The sequence below is a fragment of the Psychrobacter sp. 1U2 genome (genome assembly GCF_051847575.1).
The window spans coordinates 15,378-41,163 of sequence record NZ_JBPYDC010000006.1; the positions used below are offsets into that span (position 1 = coordinate 15,378).

Genomic DNA, 25,786 nt, shown 5'->3' on the forward strand with positions numbered 1-25,786 from the left:
AATGATAGTGGTTGTAAATAAGCAGTAAAGCGCTTAGACCGTTTAATTTTGCCTTAACCGATCTCGAGCTGATAGTGCTGGCGTAGCTGATTCTTAAAGCTCTTTACTACCGCCAAGCACTCTTTTAGTACATCGCGCTCAAGCGCCGATAGCGTCATAGGGTCGACTTGCCGAGCATACTTATCATCAGTAGCGAGCGCCACTGCCAACCGCTGACCCATAAAGAACTCTAATGCTTCGCCCAAAGTGGTGGCTCGCTCTTGAGTCAGTACTCCAGCTTGCGCTAGCGCCTTTAGCCGATTTCTAGTACTGGGCACATGCAGGATGTCATACTCCAATGCCATACTGCGAATACCATGGACTAAAGGAAATAGGCCAGACTTTTTGAGATCGATACTTGTATCATTCGTCTTACCCAATAAAGGCGCAAGCCGTTGCCACCACTGATTAACATCTCCAAACTGTAATGCCGCGCGCGCGAATTGCCGCACAAACATAGGATCTGAGTGACGATGCGCGACTTTGAGATGGTCACGAATTTGAGTCAGTAGCGTCTCATCGCCGCAAACATACTCGCTATCAAGTATCGCGGATAGATAGATAGCGTGCATAGGATCAGTATTCTGAAACCATCGGCTGATCTGCGCTGTAAACTCTTGTAGCGGTTGTCGCCACATTGGGTTGGTCATCATAATATTGCCGTCACACAGCGGGTAACCTAGAGCCGCTAACTGATGATTGAAGGTATCAGCGAACTGCGCCAGCTGCGGATGGCTAAAGCCATCGCGTATGATTAGTGCATTATCCTGATCGGTACGCATGATTTGCTCGCCGCGTCCTTCAGACCCCATAACGATCACACAAGTGTTTTCCAAGACCTCGCTAGGCACGATAAGCTGCCACAGTTTAGTAAATACTTGCGCATTAAGCGTCTGTACCATACGACTGACGTTACCAATCTTGACTCCGTTTTGCTGCTGAGCACGAATATAGCGTCCAATTAGCTCAACAGCGGTATCAATACTAGCAAAATCCTTAGCTTGCTCGATCTGGATACTGATCAGCTGTGAGTGCTGGCCGATATAGGCAAGCATATCGCTTTGACCCAAGATACCAGCGACTTGACCATTATTATCGATGACGGGTAGCCGGTGAATACGATAGCGCGTCATGGTCAACAACGCATCGCCAATCTCACTATCGGCGTTGATAGTACGTAAATTGAAGCTGGCGTAGTCTTGGCAAGAGGTGGTTGCTGGATCTCGCTGATCGCTGACAGCTCGGCAAATGTCAGCATCAGTCAAAACCCCTAGCTGGCTGTCATTAAAGTCCTCGGCGACATCTATTAGTGGACGTACTAACACGTGCTTCATACCAACTTCGGTCATGACTTTTGCCGCTTGTTGTAGGCTAGTTGCGGCCTCAACGATATGTACTGGGAGTAAAGTCACATCGGTCACTGGTTGTAGCATGATCTGCTGTACTTCTTGCTGGGCCGTGTAGCCGCTATTACTCAGCGATAGGTTTTGTGACTTAGTGCCTTGACGCTGCTGTAAGGCTTTTAGCTTTTCGGGTAATTTATCAGAGAGGAGCTGACGCACTAAATGGTTCTGAGCACTAATCTTATCGATAGCCGCGCCATCGATTTGTAAGAGTAGCGTATCCTCACGGGCACGGTAGTCATAAAAGGAAGGAGATGAGCTAGTGTTTTTTGCCTTTTTAGGCGTACGGCGGCTATCGAACCAGTCGTTACTGTGAAAGTGGTCGGAGTGATTGCTACCGAAGTAGGCAGCAACAAAGTCGCCTGCGTAGGTCTGCTCAATTTGACCTTTTATCACTACGTAAAAGTAGCTTAGATCATTATCTGTCAAGCGCTCATCGGCTGCTAAATAACGTATTTGGGTGTGTTTTCTGATACTTTGGCGTTCCGCTAAGCTCAACACATCAAATGGCGGCTGGGTAAAATCAAGAGGGATCATGGCATCATCCGTGATAGCGTTATTAATTCGCTATAGTAAATAAGATCTTTATCCTATTACTATAGCATTATATAAAAAATAATCCTTAATAACATAAAGGGTATTAAGGATTAATTAAAAATATCAGCTCGAACGTTGCTTGCTCATTAGTCGGTACTAGGAGAAGTGGTCAGTAATTGACGAATACGATCAATCGCCTCGCGACTCTCTTCTACGCTCGCGACAAGCGCCAAACGCACATACCTTTGCCCTGGATTTTTGCCATTGATCTCGCGGGATAAATAGCGCCCGGCTAGAGCATGAATATTTGCTTGCTCGTAGAGCGCTTTTACAAAAGCTTCATCGTCTCCAGCAAATAGTTCTGGCACTTTGACCCAAAAGTAAAACCCAGCATCCGGCATCCGCAGCTCTAATAAGTCGCCAAGCTCTGCCATCCACAAGGCAAATTTTTCTTTATACAGCGCTCGATTATGAGCGACATGCTTTTCATCCTGCCACGCCGCAATCGATGCGAGCTGATGGGGGATAGGCATCGCGCAGCCTTGATAAGTGCGATACTGTAAGTAGGAGTTTAGGAGGGTCGCGTCACCAGCGACAAAGCCTGAGCGTAGACCGGGCAAGTTTGAGCGCTTGGACAATGAATGAAAAACGATGCAGCGCCTAAAATCATCCCGACCAAACGCAGTACAAGCTTGTAATAAGCCGATAGGGGGCTCGTCAAAATACAGCTCGCTATAGCACTCATCACTGGCAATGATGAAGCCATATTTATCAGATAAACGCATGATAAATTCCCAATCGTCCAAGCTCATCACTGAGCCGGTTGGATTGTTTGGACTACAGATAAACAGCAGCTGAGTGCGCGCCCAAACCTCGACAGGTACCGAACGATAGTCACCCTTAAAATCATTCTCTAATGTACAAGGAACAAAATAAGGCGTCGCCTCGGCCAGCAGTGTCGCTCCCTCATAAATCTGGTAAAAAGGATTGGGCATGACTACCGTCGGCTGCGGCGTCTCTTCACTATGATTGACCACGGCTTGTACGAAGCTGAAGATAGCTTCACGAGTGCCCATCACTGGCAGCACTTGATCGTAAGCATCGACATGACGTAGAAAAAACCGCTTTTCTAACCAATGAGCTATCGTTTGTCGCAGCTCAAAAGAGCCACTAGTAGTGGGATAACGGCTTAAACTGTCCAAATTTTGCTGTAAAACGTCCAAAACAAAGGCGGGCGGCGCGTGTTTTGGCTCACCAATACCAAGCTTGATTTCGCTGTAGCTCGGGTTTGGCTTGCTGTTAGCAAGCAAATCGCTCATTTTAGCGAAAGGATAAGGGTGTAAGGCTTGTAAGTTGTGATTCATAAGCGCAGTAACTATAATAGACAATTAATAATAAAGTTATAAAGAAAAATAACATTAGCGCAGTGTAGCACCTCTCTTATTTTTTGTCTTTTTCTTATGATGGTTATTACCTGTTGATATAGCAAAGATAGTACACCTCTACCATTCAAAGCTGTTGGCGATCACTGACCTTCTAACCGATAATATCTAAGACGATAATCAATAACTACTGTGCTTTTTAGAGGATTTGATAATTATGACTAAAAGTTACAAAGCTTCTAAACCTAATAGTATTAGCGGTATAGAGTTGGATAATATCGCAAGCACAGCAGTAGAGCATGATGACGACTCAAAACAAGCGAGTAAAGTATGTGAGCAATTAAAGAGTCGTGAGCAGCAGTGGTGGCAGGCGCACCAACGTCTCATTGAGCTCAAAGAGCGGCAGGTCTTTTGGTTCGGTGATAATAGCGTAATGATGTGGCTGCTTTGGCAGTTAGTCAGCTATGTTGTCGTAGCGCTCGTGCTAATGCTGGCGAGCAAAATGCTCAGTGTATCGCTGTCTTTGCAGCAATATGTGCTGATATTTGCCTTGCAAACCTTAGTCTTTATCGCCGCTTTTGTCTTTAAGGGTAATCTTGCTAATTTGATACAAAATAAGATACATAGAGCGCAGCTGAAGCGAGAGCAGTCTTTTAATGAGATGATGATTTTAGCCTCGTATAGTCTGTTTCCTGACGTTCATGCTGAGGCACCCCTTTCGCTACAGCGCATCTACGAGAACAATCATCGCCAGTTACGGCTAGTGAGCCTACATACGCTACTCAATCATGAAATCGATGCGGGGAGGCTGATTTTGCAGCAGCAAACCCAAGCTGATGTCTTGCCATTAGAGCTAGCTGAAGATGAGCTCAATGATGTCGCTGATGACATCATTTATAGAAGTACGCTGTCATAGTATTGACTCATAAAAGCTTTCGCTCATCAGCATGGTCTCACAAGTAGCGGTCACTATCCTTTCTATTTATCTTATCAGCAATAACTGATTATTAGCGATAACTAAATTAGCTATGATCTAGGCGAACGCTCAGACTGGCTATCAATGCCTCCTTTAGGGTAGCTAACATACTGTTAGATAAAGGGGCGTCGTTTTGGTCACTAATATAAAACATGTCTTCAGCACGCTCGCCTAACGTAGTAATACGAGCGGCGTGCACTTCTATACTTTGCTGCAAGAATACTTGACCCACACGTGCCAGTAGCCCTGGTTGATCGAGCGTCTGTAAGCTCATGATGTGCTGATTAGAAGCTTCATTGAACTCAAAGCTAATCGTCGTTGGGATATCAAAATGCAGCAATTGCCGAGGCAGGCGCTTGCTGGTTAATTTCGGAGCGCTAGGATCTTTGAACGCATCGATTAAACGCTGCTTTAACTCTTCTTGCTCGTCGGCTTCCGTCAATAAAGTACCGCTACGATCGAGTAAGACGTAAGAGTCCAAAGCAAAATCACGTGTAGCAGTGATAATACGAGCATCTAACACATCCAAATTCATCTGATCAAAGACCGCCATCGTTACTGCAAATAGATTATCCTGATCTTGGGTATAGACAAATACTTGTACCGCATCCAGCGCCAGCTCCCGGTGCTCACGCAGCACTACCAAAGGCGCACTATCAGCATCTGAGGCCCGACCAATCGGCGGATGCGCCAAAATTGCGGCGGTATGCCAAAGAATATCCTCAGCAATCTCTCGCAAAAAGTACTCATCACCCAAGTCGTCCCACAGCCTTAGCACCTCTTCACGGTTCATATGCTGATTGTCTGCTGAGTCAAGCATTTGCATAGCTTGCTTACGAGTGGCACGAATCATGTCTTGACGGTTGGTAGGAGCGTCAATATCAGCGCGCAATATACGCCGCGTCTGCGAGTACAGCTGCTTCATGAGACTGGCGCGCCAGCTGTTCCAGAGCTGTGGATTAGTGGCATTCATATCGGCAACGGTGAGTACATACAGATGATTGAGGTGCGTGACATTACTGACAAGATCGGCAAATACAGTCACCACATCAGGATCTGAGATGTCCTTTTTTTGCGCGGTCATCGACATCAGTAAATGATAGCGTGTCAGCCAGCCCACCAGGTTAGCATCCGCTAAGCTCATACCATGCTTAAGGCAAAACTCGATCGATTCGGTTTGCCCAAGCTCGCTATGATTACCGCCGCGACCTTTGGCAATATCATGGAACATCGCCGCGAGCACTAAAATCTCTTTACGTTCAATGCGCTGAAAGATAGCGCTAACTAGCGGAAAGTCTTGTTGAAACCTGTCATCGGTGAAGCGATGCAAAATGCGAATCAAAAACAGCGTATGCGCATCGACCGTATAGCGATGGAATAAGTCGTACTGCATCAGCCCCGTTACTTGCGCAAAAGAAGGGATATAATTACCTAAGACGCCGTAACGGTTCATCGTTCGCAAGCGATGGAATAGATAGTTTTGCTCTTTAAGATTAGCCAAAAACAGCGCTTGATGCTCAGGCGTGTCACGATAGTTTTGGTCAATACCTCGAGCAGCAACTTTGAGCGCGCGCAGCGTATGGGTGCGGACTTTTTTTATCCCTTGCTGCCCCATGAGTAAGAACATCTCTAATATCGCTTCCGGATGTTGAGCAAACACACGATGATGGGCGATAGCGATTTGATCGCCGATTTGATTGAAACGCGCGTTTAAGGGGCGCTTGCTTGGGCGCTCCTCTTCAGGCAGATGCGGCTCTATGATAGTCTCAAAATAATGATTGATGAGCATCTCAGACAAAGTCGATATCTGCATAGCGCAGCGATAGTAATCGCGCATAAAACGTTCGACCGCTGCATTGGGCTCGTCATCAGGCTGAGTCTCATAACCCATAAGCCTAGCGATATCACGCTGATAATCGAACAACAGCCTATTTTCATTACGGCCGGTCAGCTCATGCAAATGATGGCGTATTTGCCAGATATAACTCTCGGCAAAGCTGAGCTCATCAAACTCTTTTTCAGTCAAGAAGTTTTGCTGCACTAAGTCATAGAGCTTACCGACACGAAAATAGCGTTTAGTCACCCAGCCGATAATATGAATATCACGCAGACCGCCAGGGGCTGTTTTTATATTCGGCTCAAGATTGTATTCGGTAGCATTGTGCTGTAGATAACGGTTTTTGGCTTCTTTGATTTTGATCTCATAAAAGTCGAGCTGCGACCATAGCTTATTAACGACGGCGATAGGCGTGTCTTTTAGATCGTTATTGCCTATGAGTAGTCTAGCTTCAAGCAAGGAGCTGGCGACTGTGTGATCCTGAGCGGCTTCTAAGCAATCATCAACGCTACGCACAGCAAGCGCCGGCTCAAGGCCAACATCCCAAAGCATAGCGACTAAGCGATCTATTTTAGTACTGACCTCTGCGCGGATTGCATTGGGAGCGAGTAATAAGATATCGATGTCTGAATACAAAGACAGCTCACCGCGGCCATAGCCGCCAACAGCAAATAGTGCCAGATCCGTCTGCTCCAATTCGAACCATAAAAAAAGACTGCTCAAGAGCTCATCGATAGCACAGGCACGCGCTGCGACTAATGGTCTGATATTGACACCGCGCTCAAGCGCCCGGCTGATATCTTCATTGATCTGCGCTAACCACTCAGGGATACCTAACAAGGAGTGTTTGTTGGGATCATTAACGACCAATAAAGGCGTGCCTGCTGACTCATTAGGCGGTGCTAATGCTGGTAACGGCGTAATATAGAGAGATGCAACATCGCAAGTGAACATGATCGTTATCCCATAAACCAAATACTTAGAAATCGAAAACCGAGGGCTGTAATACTATGAGGGGTGTAATACTATTATGAGGGTTTTAATACTATAAAGTATAAATCAACCGCAAAAAAAAGACCGCGTAAGCGATCTTTTATTTATGCAACTACTGAGTCAAAAAACTCAAATCTTCTTCGGGACGAGTAGTAAAGACCTCGCAGCCATTGTCCGTGACTACCATCGTATGCTCCCACTGTGCCGAGAGCTTACGATCTTTGGTAATCGCCGTCCATTCATCCGGCAATATCTTGGTCTGCCAAGTACCTTGGTTAATCATCGGCTCAATAGTAAAAGTCATGCCCGTCTTCAGCTCAAAGCCCGTGCCTTTTTTGCCATAATGCATTACTTGCGGCTCGTGATGAAACTCATTACTGATACCATGACCACAGAACTCACGCACGATACTGAAACGTTCAGGCTCGACCACTTCTTGGATAGCCGCGCCAACATCGCCCAAACGCGCGCCGTCTTTTACTACGCTCATACCTGCGTAGAGCGCATCTTGTGCGACCTTACAGATACGCTCAGCCATAATAGAGCCATTACCCACGATCCACATCTTCGAGGTGTCGCCGTAGTAGCCGTCTTTGATGACCGTAACATCGATATTGATAATATCGCCGTCTTTAAGGAGCTTGCTCTCGGTAGGGATACCGTGACAGACCACATGATTGACAGAAGTACAGATAGACTTTGGAAAGCCATTATAGTTCAGCGGTGCCGGAATCGCTTGTTGCTCATTGACAATATAATCATGAGCGATTTGGTTGAGCGCTTCGGTGCTGACGCCGACTTTCACATGCTCATCGAGCATAACAAGGACGTCGCTGGCGAGCTTGCCTGCGACACGCATTTTATCTAAGGCTTCAGGAGACTGAATGAGAGATTTTTTTATCATATTCTTATACTTACAGTTAAAGATTTAGAGTGCCCTGATTATAGCATAAACATGCTATTTAAGGATTGAAGAGGTTTATTGCACACTATATGGAGACAGTGTGTATGAATCACAATGTCTATTTAATCATCAAAAGTCGACTATTGACCTACCAGTTTTTAAAAAAGTACTTATTGTCAATTGATTATTACAAAGTATATGAGTAATGTAATTTAAATGCCAAATGGATTGGCATAGGTTTTTGCGAGCGGCTACTGATTGCGACTAAATAGTTTGTGCTCAGTAGTTTATGTTATTGAGCTTATACAAAGACCGATAAATCTTAACAATAACAAGGATGTGCTCATGACTCTCAAAACCTCTCTTTTCGCAGTATCAAAAAACAAAATGCTACCTCTGCTAAGTGCCTTAGGTACTAGCGCTTTATTAATGGCTATGCCAGCAACATCAGCGCAAGCTGCTGGCAGTTTCTATAACTGTGCCAATGCTACTGGCTGTCAAAAAGTAGATAGCAAATGGTGGACCTCAAGCCATACTGATACCAAGTATCCGTTAGTAATGACTCATGGCCTAGTCGGTTTTACTAAACTGTTAGGCATCGATTATTTTTATGGTATTCCGCAAACCTTAATGCAAGGTGGCTCGCAAGTTTATGCCACTAAGACCTCATCCTTTAACGATAGCCGAGTGCGCGGTGAGCAGTTATTGCAGCAAGTCAAAACCATCAGCGCCGTCTCCGGCAGCCCAAAAGTTAATCTGCTCGGGCACAGTCACGGTGGACACGATATCCGCTATGTCGCTGGCGTTGCGCCGCAGTATGTCGCTTCAGTGACGGCGGTTGCCAGTCCTGGTCAAGGCGCAGCATTAGCGGATTGGGTGGTTGAGCAGATTGATAATGACAGAGTCAATGGTGAGTACAATACTGCGACCAAAGCCGCTTTAACGCTATTTGGCTTTTTAGGTAATTTTATGGATCTAAACGCCGGCATTCCTATTGACGAGTTGCAAGAGCAGTATAGTTTTGGTGCGGTAACGGCCTTAACGACGGATTACACAAAAGACTTTAACCGCGAATTCTCAGCAGCGATGCCGACTAGCTACTGTGGTCAGCCAACCGCAACTAAAGTCAATGGCATTAGCTACTATTCCTTCAGCGGTGTCGGTCAAGTGACCAATGCCCTCGATCCTATTGATTATGTCATGTTAGCGACATCACAGGCTTATGATGATCCTAATGATGGCTTAGTATCAGCTTGCTCTAGTCGGTTGGGTTACGTTATCCGTGATGATTATAAAATGAATCACTTAGACTCGGTTAACCAAATGCTAGGTTTAGTCGCTTGGGGTCAGCCTAACCCCAAGACAGTCTACCGCGATCAGGCCAATCGTCTGAAAAAAGCAGGCATGTAATTCGCTATCACGCCTATAGTGGCAGCATTAACATTAAATTCGTGCAAACCACACTAAACAGGGTCAACTCGGTTGACCCTGCTTGCTCGTAAAATAAACTAAGCTATGTCTTCAATCTAAATAGTAAATAGGCAAAGAATCGCTATGACATCCAATAAACGCCGTTTTCCTTATGGCCTGCTCATTATTCTTGCTCTTGTGATAGGTGTTATTGCAGTCATTGTTTGGTTTAAGCCGGACCCAAGCGCTGCTGAGCCGATGACAGCGGCGGTTAGCGCTGCCGATAATGACAGTGGCAGTTCGATGACAGCTATGTCAGATCCTGGTAAAGGTGATGAGGCGCTAGCGCCGCAAACAAGCCCTTTTACTACGGGTCTGGAAAGTTTACCGCGATCCTTGCGAGGCACAGATGTCGATGGCGAGATTATCATCGATGAAAATAAGCAATTAGTGGTGACTGAGGGTTTACGGCGTTTATTTGATTATTTTTTATCAGCGCTTGGTGAAGAGGATGAAGCCACTATTTATGCTCGCGTTGAGAGCTATATCCGTCATCATACCCCAGAGCCGGCTGCTAGTCAGGCAGTCGCTATCTTTAATCAGTATGTCGCCTACCTAAAAGCCATTCCCGATATAGAGAAGCGCTATGGCAATTTGCAACTGCAAGCGACTAAAAGTGGTCAGTTAGATTTGAATGCCGTATCGCAGCAAAGACAAGATGTGGCTCAGCTGCGCCAGCAGTTTTTTGCCCAAGAGACGATTGTCGCTTTTTTTAGTAGCGAGGAGGAGTACGACGACTATAGTATGGAGATGGTCAGAATCAACCAAAACCAGCAACTCTCGGAGGCACAAAAACAAGCGGTACGGCAAGACTACATTAGCCGTATGCCCGATAACGCTATCAAAGCCAATATCGAGCAGCAAGCCAACCTAGGCGAGCTGATGGCGCGTACTCAGGAAATGAAAGCGAAAGGCGCATCGCCTGAAGCACTGTATAATATGCGCCGTGAGCTAGTAGGGGAGGCTGCGGCCACAAGGCTGGCCCAAGTCGATCAGCAAGATGCCAACTTCGATCAGCGTTTTCAGCAGCTACAAAGCCAAAAGCAGAAAGTTCTGGCTCAAACCGCTGACAAGGCGCAGGCACAAACTCAAATCATCCAGTTAGAAAAACAGTTGTTTGATGATGCTGAGCGCAAACGTTTGGCTGGTTACGCCGCTTTGAAAAAGAATGCACTTGAATAGCTCTTGTTACAATAAAATCTAAGTATTAACACTAAGTAACTTATAGCAATGACAAAGATAGTAGTTAATAGAACCTAGTTAAGTTAAATTTATTAACCAAGGCAACGTTGAGTACTACAGTTGTCATTGCTTAATAATGATAGCAATAAACTCATTCAGTACTAATATTAGGAGTTCAAATGAAAAACACCATCAAATTATTAATGACTAGCATCGCTTTAGTCAGCGTTTTAGCAGGTTGCCAATCATTAGCAACTCAGCCCACTGCTGAGCCAAATATTACTGGTACCGATGTCATTTAAGACCACTCAATGAGCTAATAACTCAAAAGTGACTTATTCAAAGTTGATGTTACCGCTTACAGAGTCTATTTTATTAGTTTCAAGTTCTATTAAGCCTTGCTAGCTAGCGAGGTTTTTTTAGGTTAGCGTTACGGTGAGAGGTACTATAATAAAGAGGCTACGACACAAAGAAAAGTTCTAAGAGGGCAACTAGTTAGCAGCTAATAGTACAACTAGCAAGAGTCGTTAGCAAAACCCCTCAAAAGTGGAACAAAGAATGGGCTAACTATATACTCAACTATTGATGACAGTGACAATGTCGTTAGGCATAATAGTGGCACTGTTTAGCAAGACGAATAAATGTATAAACTTATCATTATAAAAACTTATTACTATTAAGCAGTTATTGTTCAATACTTAATATTGGGAGAGAATATGAAAAATATGACTAAATTAGCTATGGCCGCCACGCTAGCAGTTGGTACGCTTGCTGGTTGCCAAACCACTCCTAGCGTAACAGCTCCAGTCGCTCAGCCGCTAACTGTTGACGCATTAGAAGCCTATAACTGGCAATTAGTAGATGCCAAACGCGCTAATGGCGAAAAAGTCACTCAGCTATTTACTATGCCAAACAACCCGCTGACTTTGAACTTCTTCAAAGACAATGGTAACCAACGCGTTAGCTTCATGAATACTTGTAATAATATCGGTGGCACTTATCGCGTCGTTGATAACAGTGTGCAGCTAGGTAACGTAATGAGCACTATGAAAGCGTGCCCTGAGCCACAAGCTAGCTTTGACACGGCGACTATGGCAACCGTACAAGGCAAATATAGCCTAAACAGAAATGCGAATAATGTGCCTATTTTGACGATTCGTAATGATAATCAAGTGGCTCATTTTAAAGCAGTTGCTAAATAGTTCGATTGGTCTTTAATATAATTAGGGTACTGATGCTAGTGGTTTCTAGAGCAGAATATACAAAGCACTAAGATCCAAAAAGCAACTAGAGCTAAAAGTAAAACTATAAAATTGCCTCGCTAACAAGCGGGGCTTTTTTTATGTAAAAACGCATAAAGTTATAGGGTAAACTAATAGAAACATTTATTGAGATATATAGTATGTTGCTCCTGATTAAACCGTCGACCTCCACTGTAGCGCTTATTACTGCTATAGCCAGTTTAACGATTTTGAGCGCCTGCCAAACGCTACCAAATGCTGACCTAAAGAAGAATGCTAGGCCAGTTGCTCTTAGCCCCTTAACCGCCAATATGTCCGCTATAGATCGACAAGGACATATCGCTTATATCGAAGAAAAAGGGGTAGGCGCTGCCAAAGTATCAACGCTATATAGTATCCGCCCTGATGGTACAGGCAGACAAGTCATTGCGCAGCTGGGCGGCTATCTGTATTCGCCAGCTTGGTCGGCAGATGGTCAGCTACTCGCTTATAGCAAACAAGCGCCGCGTCAAAGCCCAAAGATTTATATTTACGATCGTAGCAACCAGACTCATAACCTTATCGTCAATAGCAATGGCAGTAATCTATCAGCAGCATTCTCACCCGATGGAAAAAAGCTGCTTTATAGCTCAACAGTCAGCGGTAATGCTGATATCTATGAGCTGAATTTAGCTGATGGTAGCACCAGACAGCTGACGACGCTACCGAGTACTGAGGTGCAGCCAAGCTACGCCAGCGACGGGCAAAGCTTTGTCTATGTCAGTGACAAAGTCCGGGCAGGGCATCCGCGTCTGTATCGCTATGACTTTGCTACTGGCAAGGCTGCGCCTATAGCGACTGGTGGCTACGCTGCTAGTCCGCAATTGAGCTTAGATGGTAAGCAGATGGGCTATCTCAATGGTCGGCAGGCGGCAGTGATAAGCTTAACGACAGGTCAAGTCACCAATTTAGCTGAGACCGGACTCGACGAGCCGGCAAAACTGTCTCCCTCTGGTCAATACGCGGTGTACCCGACACGCCAGTCGCCAATAGGCGCACAGACAAGTGGCAGTTTGGTGATACGCTCTTTAACCGGTGGTAGTAGCTATACCATTAGTAGTAAAACAGGTGGCGTAGTGCGCTCGCCAGTGTGGAGCAAGTAGCTTGCTATCGTTACGTATACAAATAATGAGGTAAATCATGGCCCATAAAAAGGCAAACCTACCTAAGAAAATATGCCCAGTTTGCCAGCGCCCCTTTACATGGCGTAAAAAATGGGAGAAGGATTGGGACAATGTGGTGTATTGTTCGGAGCGCTGTCGAAGAAGTAAGGCAAAAAGCGAGCTATCCAAATAAAAACTCAGCTTATCAATGGATAAGCTGAGTTTTGTATTATAGGTTTTTTTTAATGATTACTGACGATCAAAAACAACGGTTTCGCCATCATCGTTATTTACTGATGTCTGATCTGAATAGGCCCTAAAGGTCAGAGTATCGTCTTTGACATTGACATTCATCTGGTAGAAAAACGATAAATCGTCACCACCTGTACTACTATACAATGACTGCCCAAGAGTAAACAAGCCATTATTGCCTAAAGTATAAGTATTCCAGTCCATCCCAGCAAGTGGCACAGTACTGTATTCATAAGGCAACTCTTGATCGACTTCGATATGGAAAAACGTTTGATCATCTAAAAAACCAAACAGTACTAGCTCATCATTAACCTGACTTGCTTGTGCCTTCCAAATACCTAGCTCATTTTCAGACTCGGCTTTTGAGAAGGTATATAGCTCATCGCTTTCTATAACCTTATCACCGTCTTCATCAACACCTAACGTCAGCGTATCATCAGAGATTTGCACTGTTCTTAACACGTCGTCTGATAGGCCGGACGTACCATTACCATCATAAACGATCTCATCGACTTTCAGTTCGTTATTGTTTAGCGAGTATTCACCCCATTCGATACCATTATTAGAGCCTCTCGAAGAAGTCGTACCTGTTACTTGCGTCTGCACATAGGTGCCATCGTCCAAGAAAGACAAGGTCACTAGCTCCTCATTGCCCAAATCCATGCGCCACAACCCTGATAGCATCTGCGCATCGACTGTTCCTTTAACCGCAGTTCTTGAAAAGCTAAATGAATCGTCATCGACATCAAGAATGAGCTGCTCATCATCAGTCACGCGCGCGTAACGTGTGCTTTGTTCTGAGAGTCCCTTTCCAGCATTACTATCAAAGGTTGGGTTGGTTGTGAGTTGATTGGTGGATGGGTTGATGGCATAAGTGCCCCATTCAAGACCGTTTTCATCGTTATCAACTGAGAGATCCGAGCTCACTTGTACATGAACGTACTGATTATTATCTAAAAAAGCCACGCCAATCAGCTCATCATCCGTATCATCTACATCATCAAAGCTCCAAGCGCCTACGATGCCGTCGGGTTTGATTTCTGAAAACTGATATTGTTCATCACTATCGATGACGCCGTTTTCGTTATCATCGGCCTCAATGACCAGCTTGCCATCAACAACGCTAGCAAAGTAATCGACATCTTCTGACAGTCCCACATCACCATTTTCATCAAATAGCTGTGTGGTGGTCAGCTTGCCAGTTTTCCTATTAATCTCATAGGTCCCCCATTCTAGGCCGCCTTCTGGATCATCGACCAGCGATTCATTGTCAACCTGCACTTGCACATAAGTGCCGTCACTCATAAAAGATATAGCGCTCAAGTTGTTGTCATTGCCACCGTCTTGGTTCCAAAAACCAACAATATTGGTGTCGATATCTGATTGATCAGGTACTGATGTGGATGGTGAGCTATCGTTATCATCACCACACCCTTGTAAAAGCAGTGCAGTGGTAAGCGTTAGTAATGCTAATTTGAATGATTTCATTTTCATCTCTCCTTGAATTAAAATGTAAAATCGAACTAAGCTCAAACGAACGTCCTTGTTGCTCCTTTTAGTAGGAAAAGAAAAATGCCTTCAAGATAGCGGCATAGAATATAATTAAAATAACTTATTTATATTCATAATAGTAAATATATCAAAAATAATTAAGGTAAGCTAACAAAAACAGAGAGTTTTCTGAATATTATGTAAAAAAAGTAAATATAAATTATTTAAGATATGAAGAGGTATAGTCGCGGTATAAACGTATATCGCATACAACAGCTAAAGTCTTTTAACTGATACTAAGATAATAAAAAACCGCCACGTTTTCTAACCTAAGCTGCTAGGAGAGAAAATATGGCGGTGCCATTAGATGCGTTACGGTTAAAGACATTATTGCAAAAAAATAATAGAGACAAAAAAACTCGGCGTACTAAACTTTGATTAGTACGCCAAAGACAATCAATAATATGTCGCTAAATTATTAGTAACCCTACAAATTCGGATTTAACCACTTCTCAGCGGTTTTTATATCCCAATCCTTACGCTTGGCATAATCCTCTAACTGATCACGGCTTATCTTACCGACATTGAAGTATTCGCTATCTGGATGCGAGTAGTAAAAGCCACTGACCGAGGACGCCGGCCACATCGCAAAGTTCTCCGTCAGTCTCGTACCGATAGCATCAACTGTGCCGAGCCAATCAAATAGTTTGCCTTTTTCCGTGTGCTCAGGACAGGCAGGGTAGCCCGGCGCAGGGCGGATACCGATGTATTTTTCTTTGATCATCTCATCATTGGTGAGCGTCTCAGTTGGCTGATAGCCCCAGTAGTCTTTACGGATCAGCTCATGCAGATGCTCAGCAAAGGCTTCAGCGAGGCGATCGGATAGCGCTTGTACCATGATCGCGTTATAGTCATCGCCCGCGGCTTTATACTGCTCAGCCAAATCTTCGGTGCCGACTATCGATACGGTAAAGCCACCGATATGATCGGTGTACTTATCTGAGGGCGAAATGAAATCCGCTAAGCTAAAGTTGGGCTTGCCGCTGGCTTTGTCCGACTGCTGGCGCAAATGCTCAAAGGTATGCGTTGGTGCGCCGCCGTCTTCAGGCGCTTTGTCATAAACGCTAATCGTATCCGCGCCAGTGCGGCGGGCAGGCATGAGTTTAAACACGCCTTTGGCAACGATGAGCTTTTCATCGATCATCTTTTGCATTAAGTCATTAGCATTATCAAACAAATCACGCGCGGCTTCACCAACGACATCGTCTTGCAAGATTTTAGGATACTTGCCCGCCAAACCCCAAGAGATAAAGAACGGTGTCCAGTCGATATAAGGTAGCAAATTATCGATAGGGTAGTCGTCTAATATCACCTGACCGAGTTTATTCGGTAAAGGCGGGGTATAACTGTCCCAATCATACTGGAAACCAAGCTCTACCGATTCAGTATAAGAGATTTTAGCCGCTTTGGGCTGGCGCTTAGCCAGACGCTCGCGCACCTTAATGTATTCTTCGCGGGTTTCATCGATAAGGCCTTGACGATTGTCTTTGGAGAGCAGCTTGGTAACCACGCCGACTGAGCGCGAAGCATCTGAAACATAGATGACCGCATCGTTTTGATATTGCGGTTCGACTTTTACCGCCGTATGCGCTTTAGAAGTGGTAGCTCCGCCGATCATAAGTGGCAGCGTCATACCGCGTTCTTGCATTTGCTTAGCGACATAGACCATTTCATCGAGACTAGGGGTAATCAAGCCTGACAAGCCAATAATGTCGACTTTTTCGGCAATAGCGGTATCGAGAATCTTCTCGCACGGCACCATCACGCCGAGATCGACGATATCGTAGCCATTACAGCCGAGTACCACGCCGACGATGTTTTTGCCGATGTCATGCACATCCCCCTTGACCGTTGCCATGAGGATTTTACCTTTCTTCTCGCCTTCGACTTTTTCCGCTTCGATATACGGGTTGAGCCAAGCAACGGATTGCTTCATGACGCGCGCCGATTTCACCACTTGCGGTAAGAACATTTTACCGGAACCAAATAAGTCGCCGACGATATTCATCCCGTCCATCAATGGCCCTTCGATGACCTCTAGCGGTTTGGGATATTTCTCCCAAGCCTCTTTGGTGTCAGCATCGATAAAGGTGGTAATGCCTTTAACTAAGGCATGAGCGATACGCTCTTCTACAGTGCCCTCGCGCCAGCTCATATCGACGGTACTGTCTTTTTTCTTACCGTCGTTCTGGAAGCTTTCCGCTACGGTCATTAGGCGCTCGGTGGCATCTTGACCGCTTTCGCCTTGATTACGGTTGAGCATGACATCTTCGATGGCATCGCGGGCTTCCTTAGGAATGTCGTCATATATCTCCAGCATCGCCGGGTTGACAATACCCATAGTCAGACCGTTTTGAATGGCGTGATACAAGAATACCGAGTTGATAGCTTCGCGGATGGGGTTGCCGCGAAAACTAAAGGAGACGTTAGAGACGCCGCCTGATACCATCGCATTAGGCAGGTTGTCCGTGATCCATTTGGTCGCGTTGATGAAGTCAGCGCCATAATTATTGTGCTCAGTGATACCGGTGGCGACCGCGAAGACGTTGGGGTCGAAGATAATATCTTCAGATGGGAAGCCGATATCATTGACCAGCACATCGTAGCTGCGCTGACAGATTTGAATTTTACGCTCAAGACTATCGGCCTGACCGTCTTCATCGAAGGCCATGACGATGATAGCCGCGCCGTAACGCATACAGAGCTTAGCATGGCGGACAAACTCATCGTGGCCCTCTTTTAAAGAGATGGAGTTAACCACGCATTTGCCTTGCGCGCGCTTGAGACCTTCTTCGATGATATCCCATTTCGACGAATCAAGCATCAAGGGTACACGACTGATATCCGGCTCACCTGAAACCAAGTTAACAAAATGGATCATCGCCTGCTTGGAGTCAAGCATGCCTTCATCCATATTGATATCGACGATCTGCGCGCCGCCTTCAACTTGGTCACGCGCCACATCGAGTGCTTCGGTGTAAACTTCGGTTTTGATCAAGCGCAAAAACTTCTTCGAACCCGTAACGTTGGTACGTTCACCGACGTTGACAAATAAACTATCAGGCGTGATGTTGAACGGCTCAAGCCCAGACAAACGGCAGGCAGGCGCAATCTCAGGAATAACGCGCGGCGGATAATGAGCCACCATATCTGCAATGAGGCGAATGTGTTCAGGCGTGGTACCACAGCAGCCGCCGACGATGTTTAAAATACCCGCTTTGGCAAAGCCTTCTAGCAGCGCAGTGGTTTGCTCAGGGGTCTCGTCGTATTCACCGAACTCATTTGGCAGGCCGGCGTTTGGATGCGCTGAGACATAGGTATCAGCGATATTCGATAGCGTTTGGATGTGCGGACGCAGCGCATCAGCGCCAAGCGCACAGTTAAAGCCAACTGATAATGGCTTGGCATGACGCACCGAGTTATAAAAAGCCTCTGCCGTCTGCCCAGATAAAGTACGACCCGAAGCATCAGTAATCGTGCCTGATATCATAATCGGTAACTCAAAGCCGATATCGTCGAAGACGCCGGTGATGGCAAATATCGCCGCTTTGGCATTCAGCGTATCAAACACCGTCTCGATTAAGATAATATCGACGCCGCCTTCGATAAGTGCCAGTGTCGCCTCGCGGTAGTTATCAGCTAATTGATCGAAGGTGACGTTACGATAGGCAGGATCATTGACATCAGGCGACAGCGAACACGTGCGCGAAGTGGGGCCAATGACCCCAGCGACAAAGCGCGGCTTGTCGGGGTTTTTTGCAGTAAATTCATCCGCGGCCTTACGCGCTAGCTGAGCGGCGGTAATATTCAGCTCTGGCACTAGATATTCCATATCGTAGTCGGCCATCGATAACCGCGTACCATTGAAGCTATTGGTCTCAATGATATCCGCACCTGCTGCGAGATGGTCATAATGAATATCGGTGATCATTTGCGGCTGCGTCAGCACGAGCAGATCATTATTACCGCGCACGTCTTGCTCGATATTGGCAAAACGCTCACCGCGATAGTCTTTTTCCTCTAATTTATAGGTCTGAATCTGCGTGCCCATCGCACCATCGAGCATCAAAATACGCTTTGCCATCTGCGCTTCGATACGTGCGCGGGCGCTGAGTTGTTGCTCTTTATAAGGAAAGACAGACGGCGGTGTTAGCAAAAAATCATTAGTCGTGGTTTTTGAAGTCATAGGAGAAGCACTTATATTATGATGTCTAAAAGGGAAGGATAGCTGTTTAATATAATAAAAGTAAATGTAGGCATATTAACATGAAAAGTAAACCATTCAGGGGTCACTTAAGAGCCGTTTCTATGACTTTAATTGTCTAGGGAGTCAATAAAAAGATATAGATAGCTATTTTGTTACACGCTTTCTTGAAATATTAGAGCGCCATCTAAACAAATTTTTAAGTAAAAAACTTTAAATAAATATCATTTCGATTCTCAATATTGATAGTGACGACAATAAAAACCCACAGTAAAATTAAGGCGTTAACGACTGCTTAAAAACTGAGCAAAACTTACACTGGCATTACAAAAAGTAGCGTAAAAACAGATTTATATCAAAATTCTATATGTTAATTTAAATTCAGAAGGGTTGTTCTTCTATAAGAATTTCTTATAAGTTTTGGTTTTATTATTCATTTTAGTAGATACACACTAAAGTGATAAATGATGACTCATAGTCTTTTTATAAAAGAATCCCTCTATATAACAACAAATCAACTCCTAAATGGAAAAGTAGGAGACACTTCATGAATGAGGATATGACTATGAAAATGACTAAATTAGCGACTATTAGTGCCCTAGCGATATCTATGGCAGGGTTATCAGCATGTAACAATATCATGCCTGCAAAGACTGCACCGATGAAAGCGCCGATGACTAATCCAGCTATGGCCAAAATGAACGTGGTACAAGTAGCGCAGAGCAATGCGGACTTCTCAATACTAGTAGAAGCAGTACAAGCTGCAGGCTTAGCAGGTATGTTATCTGATCCTGATGCTAACTATACCGTCTTTGCGCCAACTAATGCTGCTTTCGCGCAGGCGTTAGCTGATACAGGTATGACAAAAGCGCAGTTGTTTGCCAATAAACCCCTTTTAACTAAAATATTAGGATATCATGTCATTAATGGTGACATGGCTATGTATGCCAAAGACGTTATGCCTGGTAAGGTTATGACTGCTAGTAACGATACTCTAATGGTTACTCCGCAGAAAATGCTGATGGATGAAAACGGTCGTACGGCTACTATCGTCAAGACGGATATCGCAGCAACCAATGGCGTCGTACACGTTATCGATAAAGTGCTATTGCCGAAATAAGATATTTATTGGATTAATTTAAATAACTAGCTTAATTCAATCGTTAGTGAACTTTGATGAGATAATTATTCAAGGTTCATTAACTTTATTCAACCAATACTTTTTAAAAGCTTAATTTTTTATTTAGCCAAGCTGATTATTTGTAAAATGACTGGATGTTCTAAGCATAAAAGTATGAAGACGACAATAAATCTAAACTTCATATCATTATTTATACCTCCATATCATTACCTATACATAGTATTAGCCACTTGATGTGTTACTCTCAAACTTGAATTGCTATCGTTGATTATGACAGCAAGCAGTTATGAATTTCATTCACAGCACCACTTATATTAATTAGAAAGGATACTATTATGTTAAAGAAGACACTACTATCTCTAGCGGTTGCCACTTCTGCTTTATCGCTAGCAGCCTGTAACGACACGGAAACGGTTGCCGATCCAGTAGAGCCAGAGGTGACAACCACTGAAGTTACTGAAACAGAAGTAATGGTTGATCCGGCAGTTGAGGCGGATCCAATGGCTACTGAAGATCCAATGGCAGATACGATGGCGACTCAGTCTATTGCTGAAATAGCAGCAGATAATGAAAACTTAACGATTCTGACCGCGGCACTACAGTCAGCGGGTCTAGACACTATGCTGATGGACGCAGGGGAATATACTGTATTTGCTCCTACTGATGATGCTTTTGCTCCTGTACTAGAAAAGTTAGGCGTTACAAAAGAAGAGCTATTGGCTAATACCGAGCTACTTAACAGCGTTCTTCCTTACCATGTGGTTCCTATGGTCGTAATGGCAGCTGATATTCCTTACGGTACAGATATCGAAACAGCTAATGGCGAGACGATTTCTATTAGCGATGCTAACGTCATCACTGATGCGACCGGCAATACGGCGAACATTACTGGAACTGATATTGTGGCGACCAATGGTGTCGTTCATACTATTGACACGGTACTAATGCCTGAGTAATCTCCAATAGATCTTAATCAAATTTTTAAAGAAGCTCAGCCTATAGGTTGGGCTTTTTTTTGCGCCAATTTTTTATGTCAATCCTGCTCGATAATAAAGCTTTCGAAGCGCTCAATATCGACTAGAAATAACTATACTAGATTCAATATAAACCGTTATAACGCCACAGTAGCGCTACTGGAATGCTTGTTTCAAGCAAAAGTTATACAGATTCTGTGGCAGCTTAGACGAGCAACGCAAATAAGTGTGTAAGAAGGGTAGGCAGATCACATAAAAAAACTCGCAACCTAAGCTGCGAGTTTTTATCAATAGGACGTTCATTCTTCATTGAAGTTATCTTTTATCAGAGTCTAAACTCTAGGCTCTTTACGCAGATCTGCTTCCTGTCTTTTCAGCGCAACTTCAGCAGCATGACGATCTTCCCAGTAAGTTGCATTTTTGATACCGAATTTCTTAGGATCAAAGACGAATCTATTAGAAGTCGTACCACCGCCTGCTTTGAGCTGTGCTTCGTAATCGCGTAGGATATCGATAGCAGGACGCGCTACAAAGAAGATAATGATAATACCTACGATGTTGAGCCATGCCATCAGACCAACGCCGACATCGCCGAGTCCCCAGATGAATCCAGAGCTGTTCAATGCGCCATAAGCAACCATGAACATGATAACTAGCTTGACAACGAACTGACCGATTTTACTAGCGCCTTTACCCATAGAGCGGGTGAGGAAGGAGATATTGACCTCAGCGATATAGTAGTAAGCCAAAATAGTGGTAAAGGCAAAGAAGAATACCGCAATCGCAATAAAGGTATTACCAAAAGTACCGTAGACTGATTCCATCGCCATTTGGGTAAATGACGGTGAGCTTATCTCAACGTCAGCTGCGACGTTCTGTACTAGGAATTGACCGTCCGCCAAAGTTCCTTGAATGTTGTACATGCCCGTAGATAAGATCATAAAGGCAGTAGCAGAACAAACTAATAAAGTATCGACGTATACTGAGAATGCCTGTACCAAGCCCTGCTGTGCCGGATGGTCGACCGCTGCAGCTGATGCTGCGTGTGGACCTGTACCTTGACCGGCTTCGTTTGAGTAAATACCACGCTTCACACCCCAACCGATAGCAGCACCGAAACCTGCTTGTGCGGTAAAGGCATCACCAACGATCATGCCAAATACTTTTGGAATCATGCTGAAGTTGGTGAACATAATGAGTAGCGCTAGAATGATATATCCTAAAGCCATAAAAGGAACGGCGTATTCAGTAAAGGTTGCAATACGCTTAATACCACCAAAGATAATAAAGCCTAAAACTACTAGAATGATAGCTAAGGCGATCAGACGAGTAGAGCCTGTATCTATGCCCATAAAGTTCATCGCTGAGCCTTCACCTGCGACCTGAGCGACAGCATTGATAACGCCGTTAGCCTGTACGCCCGGTAGGAACACCCCACAAGCGACAATAGAGGCAATGGCGAATAAAATACCGTACCACTTTTGACCCAGTGCGCGCTCAAAGTAGTAAGCTGGTCCACCGCGATATTCGCCAGTGACGACGTCGCGCTCTTTATAAATCTGACCTAAAGTAGATTCAACATAAGCGGTTGATGCGCCCAAGAACGCCACAATCCACATCCAAAATACAGCACCAGGACCACCAAAACCGATAGCAGCTGCGACACCGGCGATGTTACCCATACCGACGCGGCCTGCAAGAGATACCGCTAATGCCTGAAACGATGAGATACCATCATTATCAGGTTTGCCCTTAAATAACAGTCTGAGCATCTCACCGAATAAACGCACTTGTACAAAGCGCGTTAAAATAGAATAAAAAAGCCCGGCGCCTAGGCATAAATAAACCAGCGCTGGGCTCCAAATAATGTCATTCGCTAAACCAACTAAACTTTCCATATCTATATTCCTCAAACGTCCTCAGTAGCGTATTGATAAGGACAGAAGCCGCAATGAGATACAAGCTATCTTGGGCTTCTATTGAACGTCCTACTGAGTATGAGTTTCTTGTGTTTACCCGCGCGGCTCATCGCTTCATTCCTTGAGTATCTTTTTGTTGCGTTCCAACAAACAATGAGCTGCGGTGCAATTCCATTTGCCGCCTTGGTCACTACATTATAGTAATATCGTTATGTCATAATGACTTGAAAAATATCATAAGATGGTTTTTTAAAACATTATGCTAAGTCGATAATAAGTTCATCAGCACTGACAGTTAGCCTAATAACTATACGCTAAAAATCAAACTTTGTAACAGACTATCTCTATCTAGTATTAAATCTACTACTAAATGTATGCTAACCGTACGGCTGCGTAACAGCAATTTGCCATATTTTTTGATAAATTACTAGATATTTCTTATCACATAACCTTTTTTTTGCTTGACTAAACTAAAAAACAATTTAAGTTTAGTCCTGAGAAAAATTATATTAAAGTCATCGAAGACAGGTTTTGATTTCTTGTAAGGTAGCGCTGTTATTAGTTTGCGGTTGTGTTTTGGTAACGGTTAATTGTAAAACAGCTATGATGTTGCCATCATTAGCAGCATAGACTTAGACTGCCTACATACCGTTTTAAGAACAGCTATATGTAGCGGCCTAAAAGCATGACTCATTATGAGATTATTATTTGGAGACATATCAATGGTACGCCAATCTATGATTAAGCCCTTATCTTTTGTTAAACCCTTATTGTTATCAGCGGTATTAGCGACCTCAGCTGTGAGCTTAAGCGGTTGTGGCTATAACAATCTGCAAGCGCAAGATGAGCAAGTGACCGCTTCGTGGTCAGAGGTGGTTAACCAATATCAGCGCCGAGACGATCTGGTGCCAAACTTGGTTAATGTTGTCAAGCAGTACGCTGAGCAAGAGCAAGAGGTATTTACCGAAGTGGCGCAAGCACGCTCACAAGCGGGCGGCATCACCGTGACCCCAGAGCTCCTTAATGACCCAGAAGCAATGGAGCGTTATGCTGAAGCCCAGTCGCAGATGACAGGCGCACTCTCAAGACTTATGGCCGTATCAGAGCGCTATCCAGATCTAAAGTCTGATGCCTTATTCCAAGATCTGCAAGCGCAGTTAGAGGGTACTGAGAACCGTATTGCGGTTGCGCGTAATCGTTATATCCAAGAAGTGCAAGGTTATAATACAACGGTGCGCCAGTTCCCAACCAATATTACCGCTAAAGTATTTGGCATGGACGCTAAGCCGAACTTTACAGTCGCTAATGAAGAAGCTATCTCTACGGCACCTGAAGTTGATTTTGGTGAATAGTTTTTAGCGGGTTATTATTTGAAAAAACATTAGGTAAGATAGATTAGATGAGTAACTCTAGAGCAATCGTAACCGCCGTATTATTCGCCCTTAGCGCCGCGAGCACTTCGGCGCTGTCTGCCGCGCAGAATGAGGTCGCTGTGGCTAGCGCTGATGGTGAGGTTCAGAACCAACGCAGTGTTGAAGACTTAGTCGCTATCGCGAAGGCGGGCGAGTCCAATGAGGCAATCAATGATGCAGTGCTCGGTAATGAGGCGATTAACGACGCTATACTCGGTAACGATGCTATCAATCCTAACGCAGCCAATGCCGATACCAGGCCTGCCACTGACCCAGCCCAAGCTAACAATCAGCCTCCTGTACGTTCTACCGCTACTGGCGTAGACGCAGATAAGCTTATTCTCAATAGTCCAGTCGTCGATCAAGCCAACATCTTAAACCCGCAACAAAAGCAGCGTCTAGAGGCGCAGCTGCAAGGTATCTATCGTCAGGGGTTAGCGCAAGCAGCTATCGTTATCGTACCGACAACTGGCGGCGTACCTATCTTTGACTACTCCTTACAAGCCGCTGAAAAATGGCAATTAGGCGAAGCTGATACCGACGATGGTCTATTAATCCTAGTTGCGGTAAACGACCGTGATATGTATATCCAATCAGGTTATGGGCTAGAAGGCGTGCTACCTGATGCTGCCTTGAATCGTATCATTCGAGAAGATATTACGCCCTATTTTAAGCAAAACGACTACGGTGCAGGGCTATTAGCTGGTTTGGATAAAATCGAGCAGCGTCTGTCAGCTGATCCAGAGATATTAGCCCGTGCTGACGCGCAAGCAGAAGCGCGCCGTGCCGAGCAAGGCTCAGATGAGCTGCCATCGCCTATTTTTTTATTCATTATGGCGATGATATTCGGTAGCTTTATTACTAATATATTCGGTCGTGTGCTTGGCTCCATTCTGACTGCGGGTGGGTTTTTTGCTGGCTCCTTAGCCTTAGGTGGCGGTTTCTTTATGACCGTTATCATGGCTATATTTATATGGCTATTCTTAATCTCTCGCGGCTCAGGAGGCGGTCGTGGTGGACGCGGCGGCGGTGGCGGTATGATATTCTTACCCGGTCTTGGCGGCGGTAGCGGCGGCTTCGGCGGCGGTGGTTTTGGTGGTGGCGGCTTCGGCGGCGGCGGTGGCGGTTTCGGTGGTGGTGGCGCTGGCGGCTCTTGGTAGCGGTGCGCTATTCAATTAGCCGCGCCTGATTGAGTCAGTATTTATTCATAGAGCAATAGCATATTTG

Annotated in this window: 18 protein-coding genes; 11 read left to right on the forward strand and 7 right to left on the reverse strand. The window is 44.9% G+C overall.

The window, feature by feature from the left end; genetic code table 11:
• Window positions 1-53 precede the first annotated feature (53 nt).
• Both ACS8FD_RS04400 and dapC read right to left on the reverse strand, forming a co-directional pair.
• A complete protein-coding gene (locus tag ACS8FD_RS04400; protein WP_439274645.1) occupies window positions 54-1,979 on the reverse strand; it encodes a DUF294 nucleotidyltransferase-like domain-containing protein in 1,926 nt (641 codons plus the stop codon).
• Window positions 1,980-2,125: 146 nt separating this feature from the next.
• Entirely contained in the window at window positions 2,126-3,343 is a 1,218-nt protein-coding gene (gene dapC, locus ACS8FD_RS04405; RefSeq protein WP_439274646.1) for a succinyldiaminopimelate transaminase, read from the reverse strand.
• 235 nt (window positions 3,344-3,578) lie between these two features.
• On the opposite strand from dapC, the gene ACS8FD_RS04410 reads away from it, so the two are divergent.
• Window positions 3,579-4,277: a hypothetical protein gene (locus ACS8FD_RS04410; RefSeq protein WP_439274647.1), complete on the forward strand. Its 699-nt coding sequence runs from the start codon at window positions 3,579-3,581 to the stop codon at window positions 4,275-4,277.
• 106 nt (window positions 4,278-4,383) lie between these two features.
• Here the strand turns inward: ACS8FD_RS04410 and glnD are convergent, their stop codons facing one another.
• Complete coding sequence (gene glnD, locus ACS8FD_RS04415) at window positions 4,384-7,128, reverse strand: [protein-PII] uridylyltransferase (RefSeq protein ID WP_439274648.1); 2,745 nt, start codon at window positions 7,126-7,128, stop codon at window positions 4,384-4,386.
• Between the two features lie 151 nt (window positions 7,129-7,279).
• Window positions 7,280-8,071: a type I methionyl aminopeptidase gene (map, locus tag ACS8FD_RS04420; protein WP_439274649.1), complete on the reverse strand. Its 792-nt coding sequence runs from the start codon at window positions 8,069-8,071 to the stop codon at window positions 7,280-7,282.
• A 345-nt stretch (window positions 8,072-8,416) separates the two neighbouring features.
• Between map and ACS8FD_RS04425 the strand changes: the two genes are divergently transcribed.
• The 6 genes from ACS8FD_RS04425 to ACS8FD_RS04450 all read left to right on the forward strand — a co-directional run bounded on the left by ACS8FD_RS04425 (window position 8,417) and on the right by ACS8FD_RS04450 (window position 13,299).
• The gene (locus ACS8FD_RS04425) at window positions 8,417-9,481 is read left to right on the forward strand and encodes an esterase/lipase family protein (protein WP_439274650.1); all 1,065 of its coding nucleotides are present in this window, start codon (window positions 8,417-8,419) and stop codon (window positions 9,479-9,481) included.
• 144 nt (window positions 9,482-9,625) lie between these two features.
• The gene (locus ACS8FD_RS04430) at window positions 9,626-10,723 is read left to right on the forward strand and encodes a lipase secretion chaperone (RefSeq protein ID WP_439274651.1); all 1,098 of its coding nucleotides are present in this window, start codon (window positions 9,626-9,628) and stop codon (window positions 10,721-10,723) included.
• 179 nt (window positions 10,724-10,902) lie between these two features.
• Entirely contained in the window at window positions 10,903-11,025 is a 123-nt protein-coding gene (locus ACS8FD_RS04435) for a hypothetical protein (RefSeq protein ID WP_439244526.1), read from the forward strand.
• Window positions 11,026-11,439: 414 nt separating this feature from the next.
• Window positions 11,440-11,925, forward strand: coding sequence for an META domain-containing protein (locus tag ACS8FD_RS04440; RefSeq protein ID WP_439274652.1), 486 nt, complete (start codon window positions 11,440-11,442; stop codon window positions 11,923-11,925).
• 200 nt (window positions 11,926-12,125) lie between these two features.
• Window positions 12,126-13,106 carry a Xaa-Pro aminopeptidase gene (locus tag ACS8FD_RS04445; protein ID WP_439274653.1) on the forward strand — a complete coding sequence of 327 codons (981 nt, stop codon included), beginning with the start codon at window positions 12,126-12,128 and terminating at the stop codon, window positions 13,104-13,106.
• Window positions 13,107-13,143: 37 nt separating this feature from the next.
• Window positions 13,144-13,299, forward strand: a complete 156-nt coding sequence (locus ACS8FD_RS04450; RefSeq protein ID WP_439274654.1) for a DUF2256 domain-containing protein — start codon at window positions 13,144-13,146, stop codon at window positions 13,297-13,299.
• Between the two features lie 56 nt (window positions 13,300-13,355).
• Here the strand turns inward: ACS8FD_RS04450 and ACS8FD_RS04455 are convergent, their stop codons facing one another.
• Both ACS8FD_RS04455 and metH read right to left on the reverse strand, forming a co-directional pair.
• A complete protein-coding gene (locus ACS8FD_RS04455; RefSeq protein WP_439274655.1) occupies window positions 13,356-14,846 on the reverse strand; it encodes a hypothetical protein in 1,491 nt (496 codons plus the stop codon).
• 490 nt (window positions 14,847-15,336) lie between these two features.
• A complete protein-coding gene (gene metH / locus ACS8FD_RS04460; protein ID WP_439274656.1) occupies window positions 15,337-19,095 on the reverse strand; it encodes a methionine synthase in 3,759 nt (1,252 codons plus the stop codon).
• A gap of 583 nt (window positions 19,096-19,678) precedes the next feature.
• Here metH and ACS8FD_RS04465 point away from each other — a divergent pair.
• Together ACS8FD_RS04465 and ACS8FD_RS04470 are read left to right on the forward strand one after the other, a co-directional pair.
• The gene (locus ACS8FD_RS04465) at window positions 19,679-20,233 is read left to right on the forward strand and encodes a fasciclin domain-containing protein (RefSeq protein ID WP_439274657.1); all 555 of its coding nucleotides are present in this window, start codon (window positions 19,679-19,681) and stop codon (window positions 20,231-20,233) included.
• Between the two features lie 356 nt (window positions 20,234-20,589).
• Window positions 20,590-21,210, forward strand: coding sequence for a fasciclin domain-containing protein (locus ACS8FD_RS04470; RefSeq protein WP_439274658.1), 621 nt, complete (start codon window positions 20,590-20,592; stop codon window positions 21,208-21,210).
• Between the two features lie 350 nt (window positions 21,211-21,560).
• On the opposite strand, the gene ACS8FD_RS04475 is transcribed toward ACS8FD_RS04470, so the two are convergent.
• Complete coding sequence (locus ACS8FD_RS04475; protein ID WP_439274659.1) at window positions 21,561-23,126, reverse strand: alanine/glycine:cation symporter family protein; 1,566 nt, start codon at window positions 23,124-23,126, stop codon at window positions 21,561-21,563.
• Window positions 23,127-23,869: 743 nt separating this feature from the next.
• Between ACS8FD_RS04475 and ACS8FD_RS04480 the strand changes: the two genes are divergently transcribed.
• Window positions 23,870-24,499: a LemA family protein gene (locus ACS8FD_RS04480; RefSeq protein WP_439274660.1), complete on the forward strand. Its 630-nt coding sequence runs from the start codon at window positions 23,870-23,872 to the stop codon at window positions 24,497-24,499.
• 47 nt (window positions 24,500-24,546) lie between these two features.
• On the forward strand, window positions 24,547-25,719 hold the full coding sequence (locus ACS8FD_RS04485) for a TPM domain-containing protein (protein WP_439274661.1): 1,173 nt from the start codon (window positions 24,547-24,549) through the stop codon (window positions 25,717-25,719).
• Window positions 25,720-25,786 lie beyond the last annotated feature (67 nt).

Coding starts and splice junctions, on each gene's coding strand:
- glnD (WP_439274648.1), bottom strand. CDS start 7,128: ATGTTCACTTGCGATGTTGCATCTCTCTATATTACGCCGTTACCAGCA.
- ACS8FD_RS04465 (WP_439274657.1), top strand. CDS start 19,679: ATGAAAATGACTAAATTAGCGACTATTAGTGCCCTAGCGATATCTATG.
- metH (WP_439274656.1), bottom strand. CDS start 19,095: ATGACTTCAAAAACCACGACTAATGATTTTTTGCTAACACCGCCGTCT.
- ACS8FD_RS04425 (WP_439274650.1), top strand. CDS start 8,417: ATGACTCTCAAAACCTCTCTTTTCGCAGTATCAAAAAACAAAATGCTA.
- ACS8FD_RS04400 (WP_439274645.1), bottom strand. CDS start 1,979: ATGATCCCTCTTGATTTTACCCAGCCGCCATTTGATGTGTTGAGCTTA.
- ACS8FD_RS04435 (WP_439244526.1), top strand. CDS start 10,903: ATGAAAAACACCATCAAATTATTAATGACTAGCATCGCTTTAGTCAGC.
- ACS8FD_RS04450 (WP_439274654.1), top strand. CDS start 13,144: ATGGCCCATAAAAAGGCAAACCTACCTAAGAAAATATGCCCAGTTTGC.
- ACS8FD_RS04455 (WP_439274655.1), bottom strand. CDS start 14,846: ATGAAATCATTCAAATTAGCATTACTAACGCTTACCACTGCACTGCTT.
- ACS8FD_RS04445 (WP_439274653.1), top strand. CDS start 12,126: ATGTTGCTCCTGATTAAACCGTCGACCTCCACTGTAGCGCTTATTACT.
- ACS8FD_RS04475 (WP_439274659.1), bottom strand. CDS start 23,126: ATGGAAAGTTTAGTTGGTTTAGCGAATGACATTATTTGGAGCCCAGCG.
- ACS8FD_RS04480 (WP_439274660.1), top strand. CDS start 23,870: ATGGTACGCCAATCTATGATTAAGCCCTTATCTTTTGTTAAACCCTTA.
- ACS8FD_RS04470 (WP_439274658.1), top strand. CDS start 20,590: ATGTTAAAGAAGACACTACTATCTCTAGCGGTTGCCACTTCTGCTTTA.
- dapC (WP_439274646.1), bottom strand. CDS start 3,343: ATGAATCACAACTTACAAGCCTTACACCCTTATCCTTTCGCTAAAATG.
- ACS8FD_RS04485 (WP_439274661.1), top strand. CDS start 24,547: ATGAGTAACTCTAGAGCAATCGTAACCGCCGTATTATTCGCCCTTAGC.
- ACS8FD_RS04440 (WP_439274652.1), top strand. CDS start 11,440: ATGAAAAATATGACTAAATTAGCTATGGCCGCCACGCTAGCAGTTGGT.
- map (WP_439274649.1), bottom strand. CDS start 8,071: ATGATAAAAAAATCTCTCATTCAGTCTCCTGAAGCCTTAGATAAAATG.
- ACS8FD_RS04430 (WP_439274651.1), top strand. CDS start 9,626: ATGACATCCAATAAACGCCGTTTTCCTTATGGCCTGCTCATTATTCTT.
- ACS8FD_RS04410 (WP_439274647.1), top strand. CDS start 3,579: ATGACTAAAAGTTACAAAGCTTCTAAACCTAATAGTATTAGCGGTATA.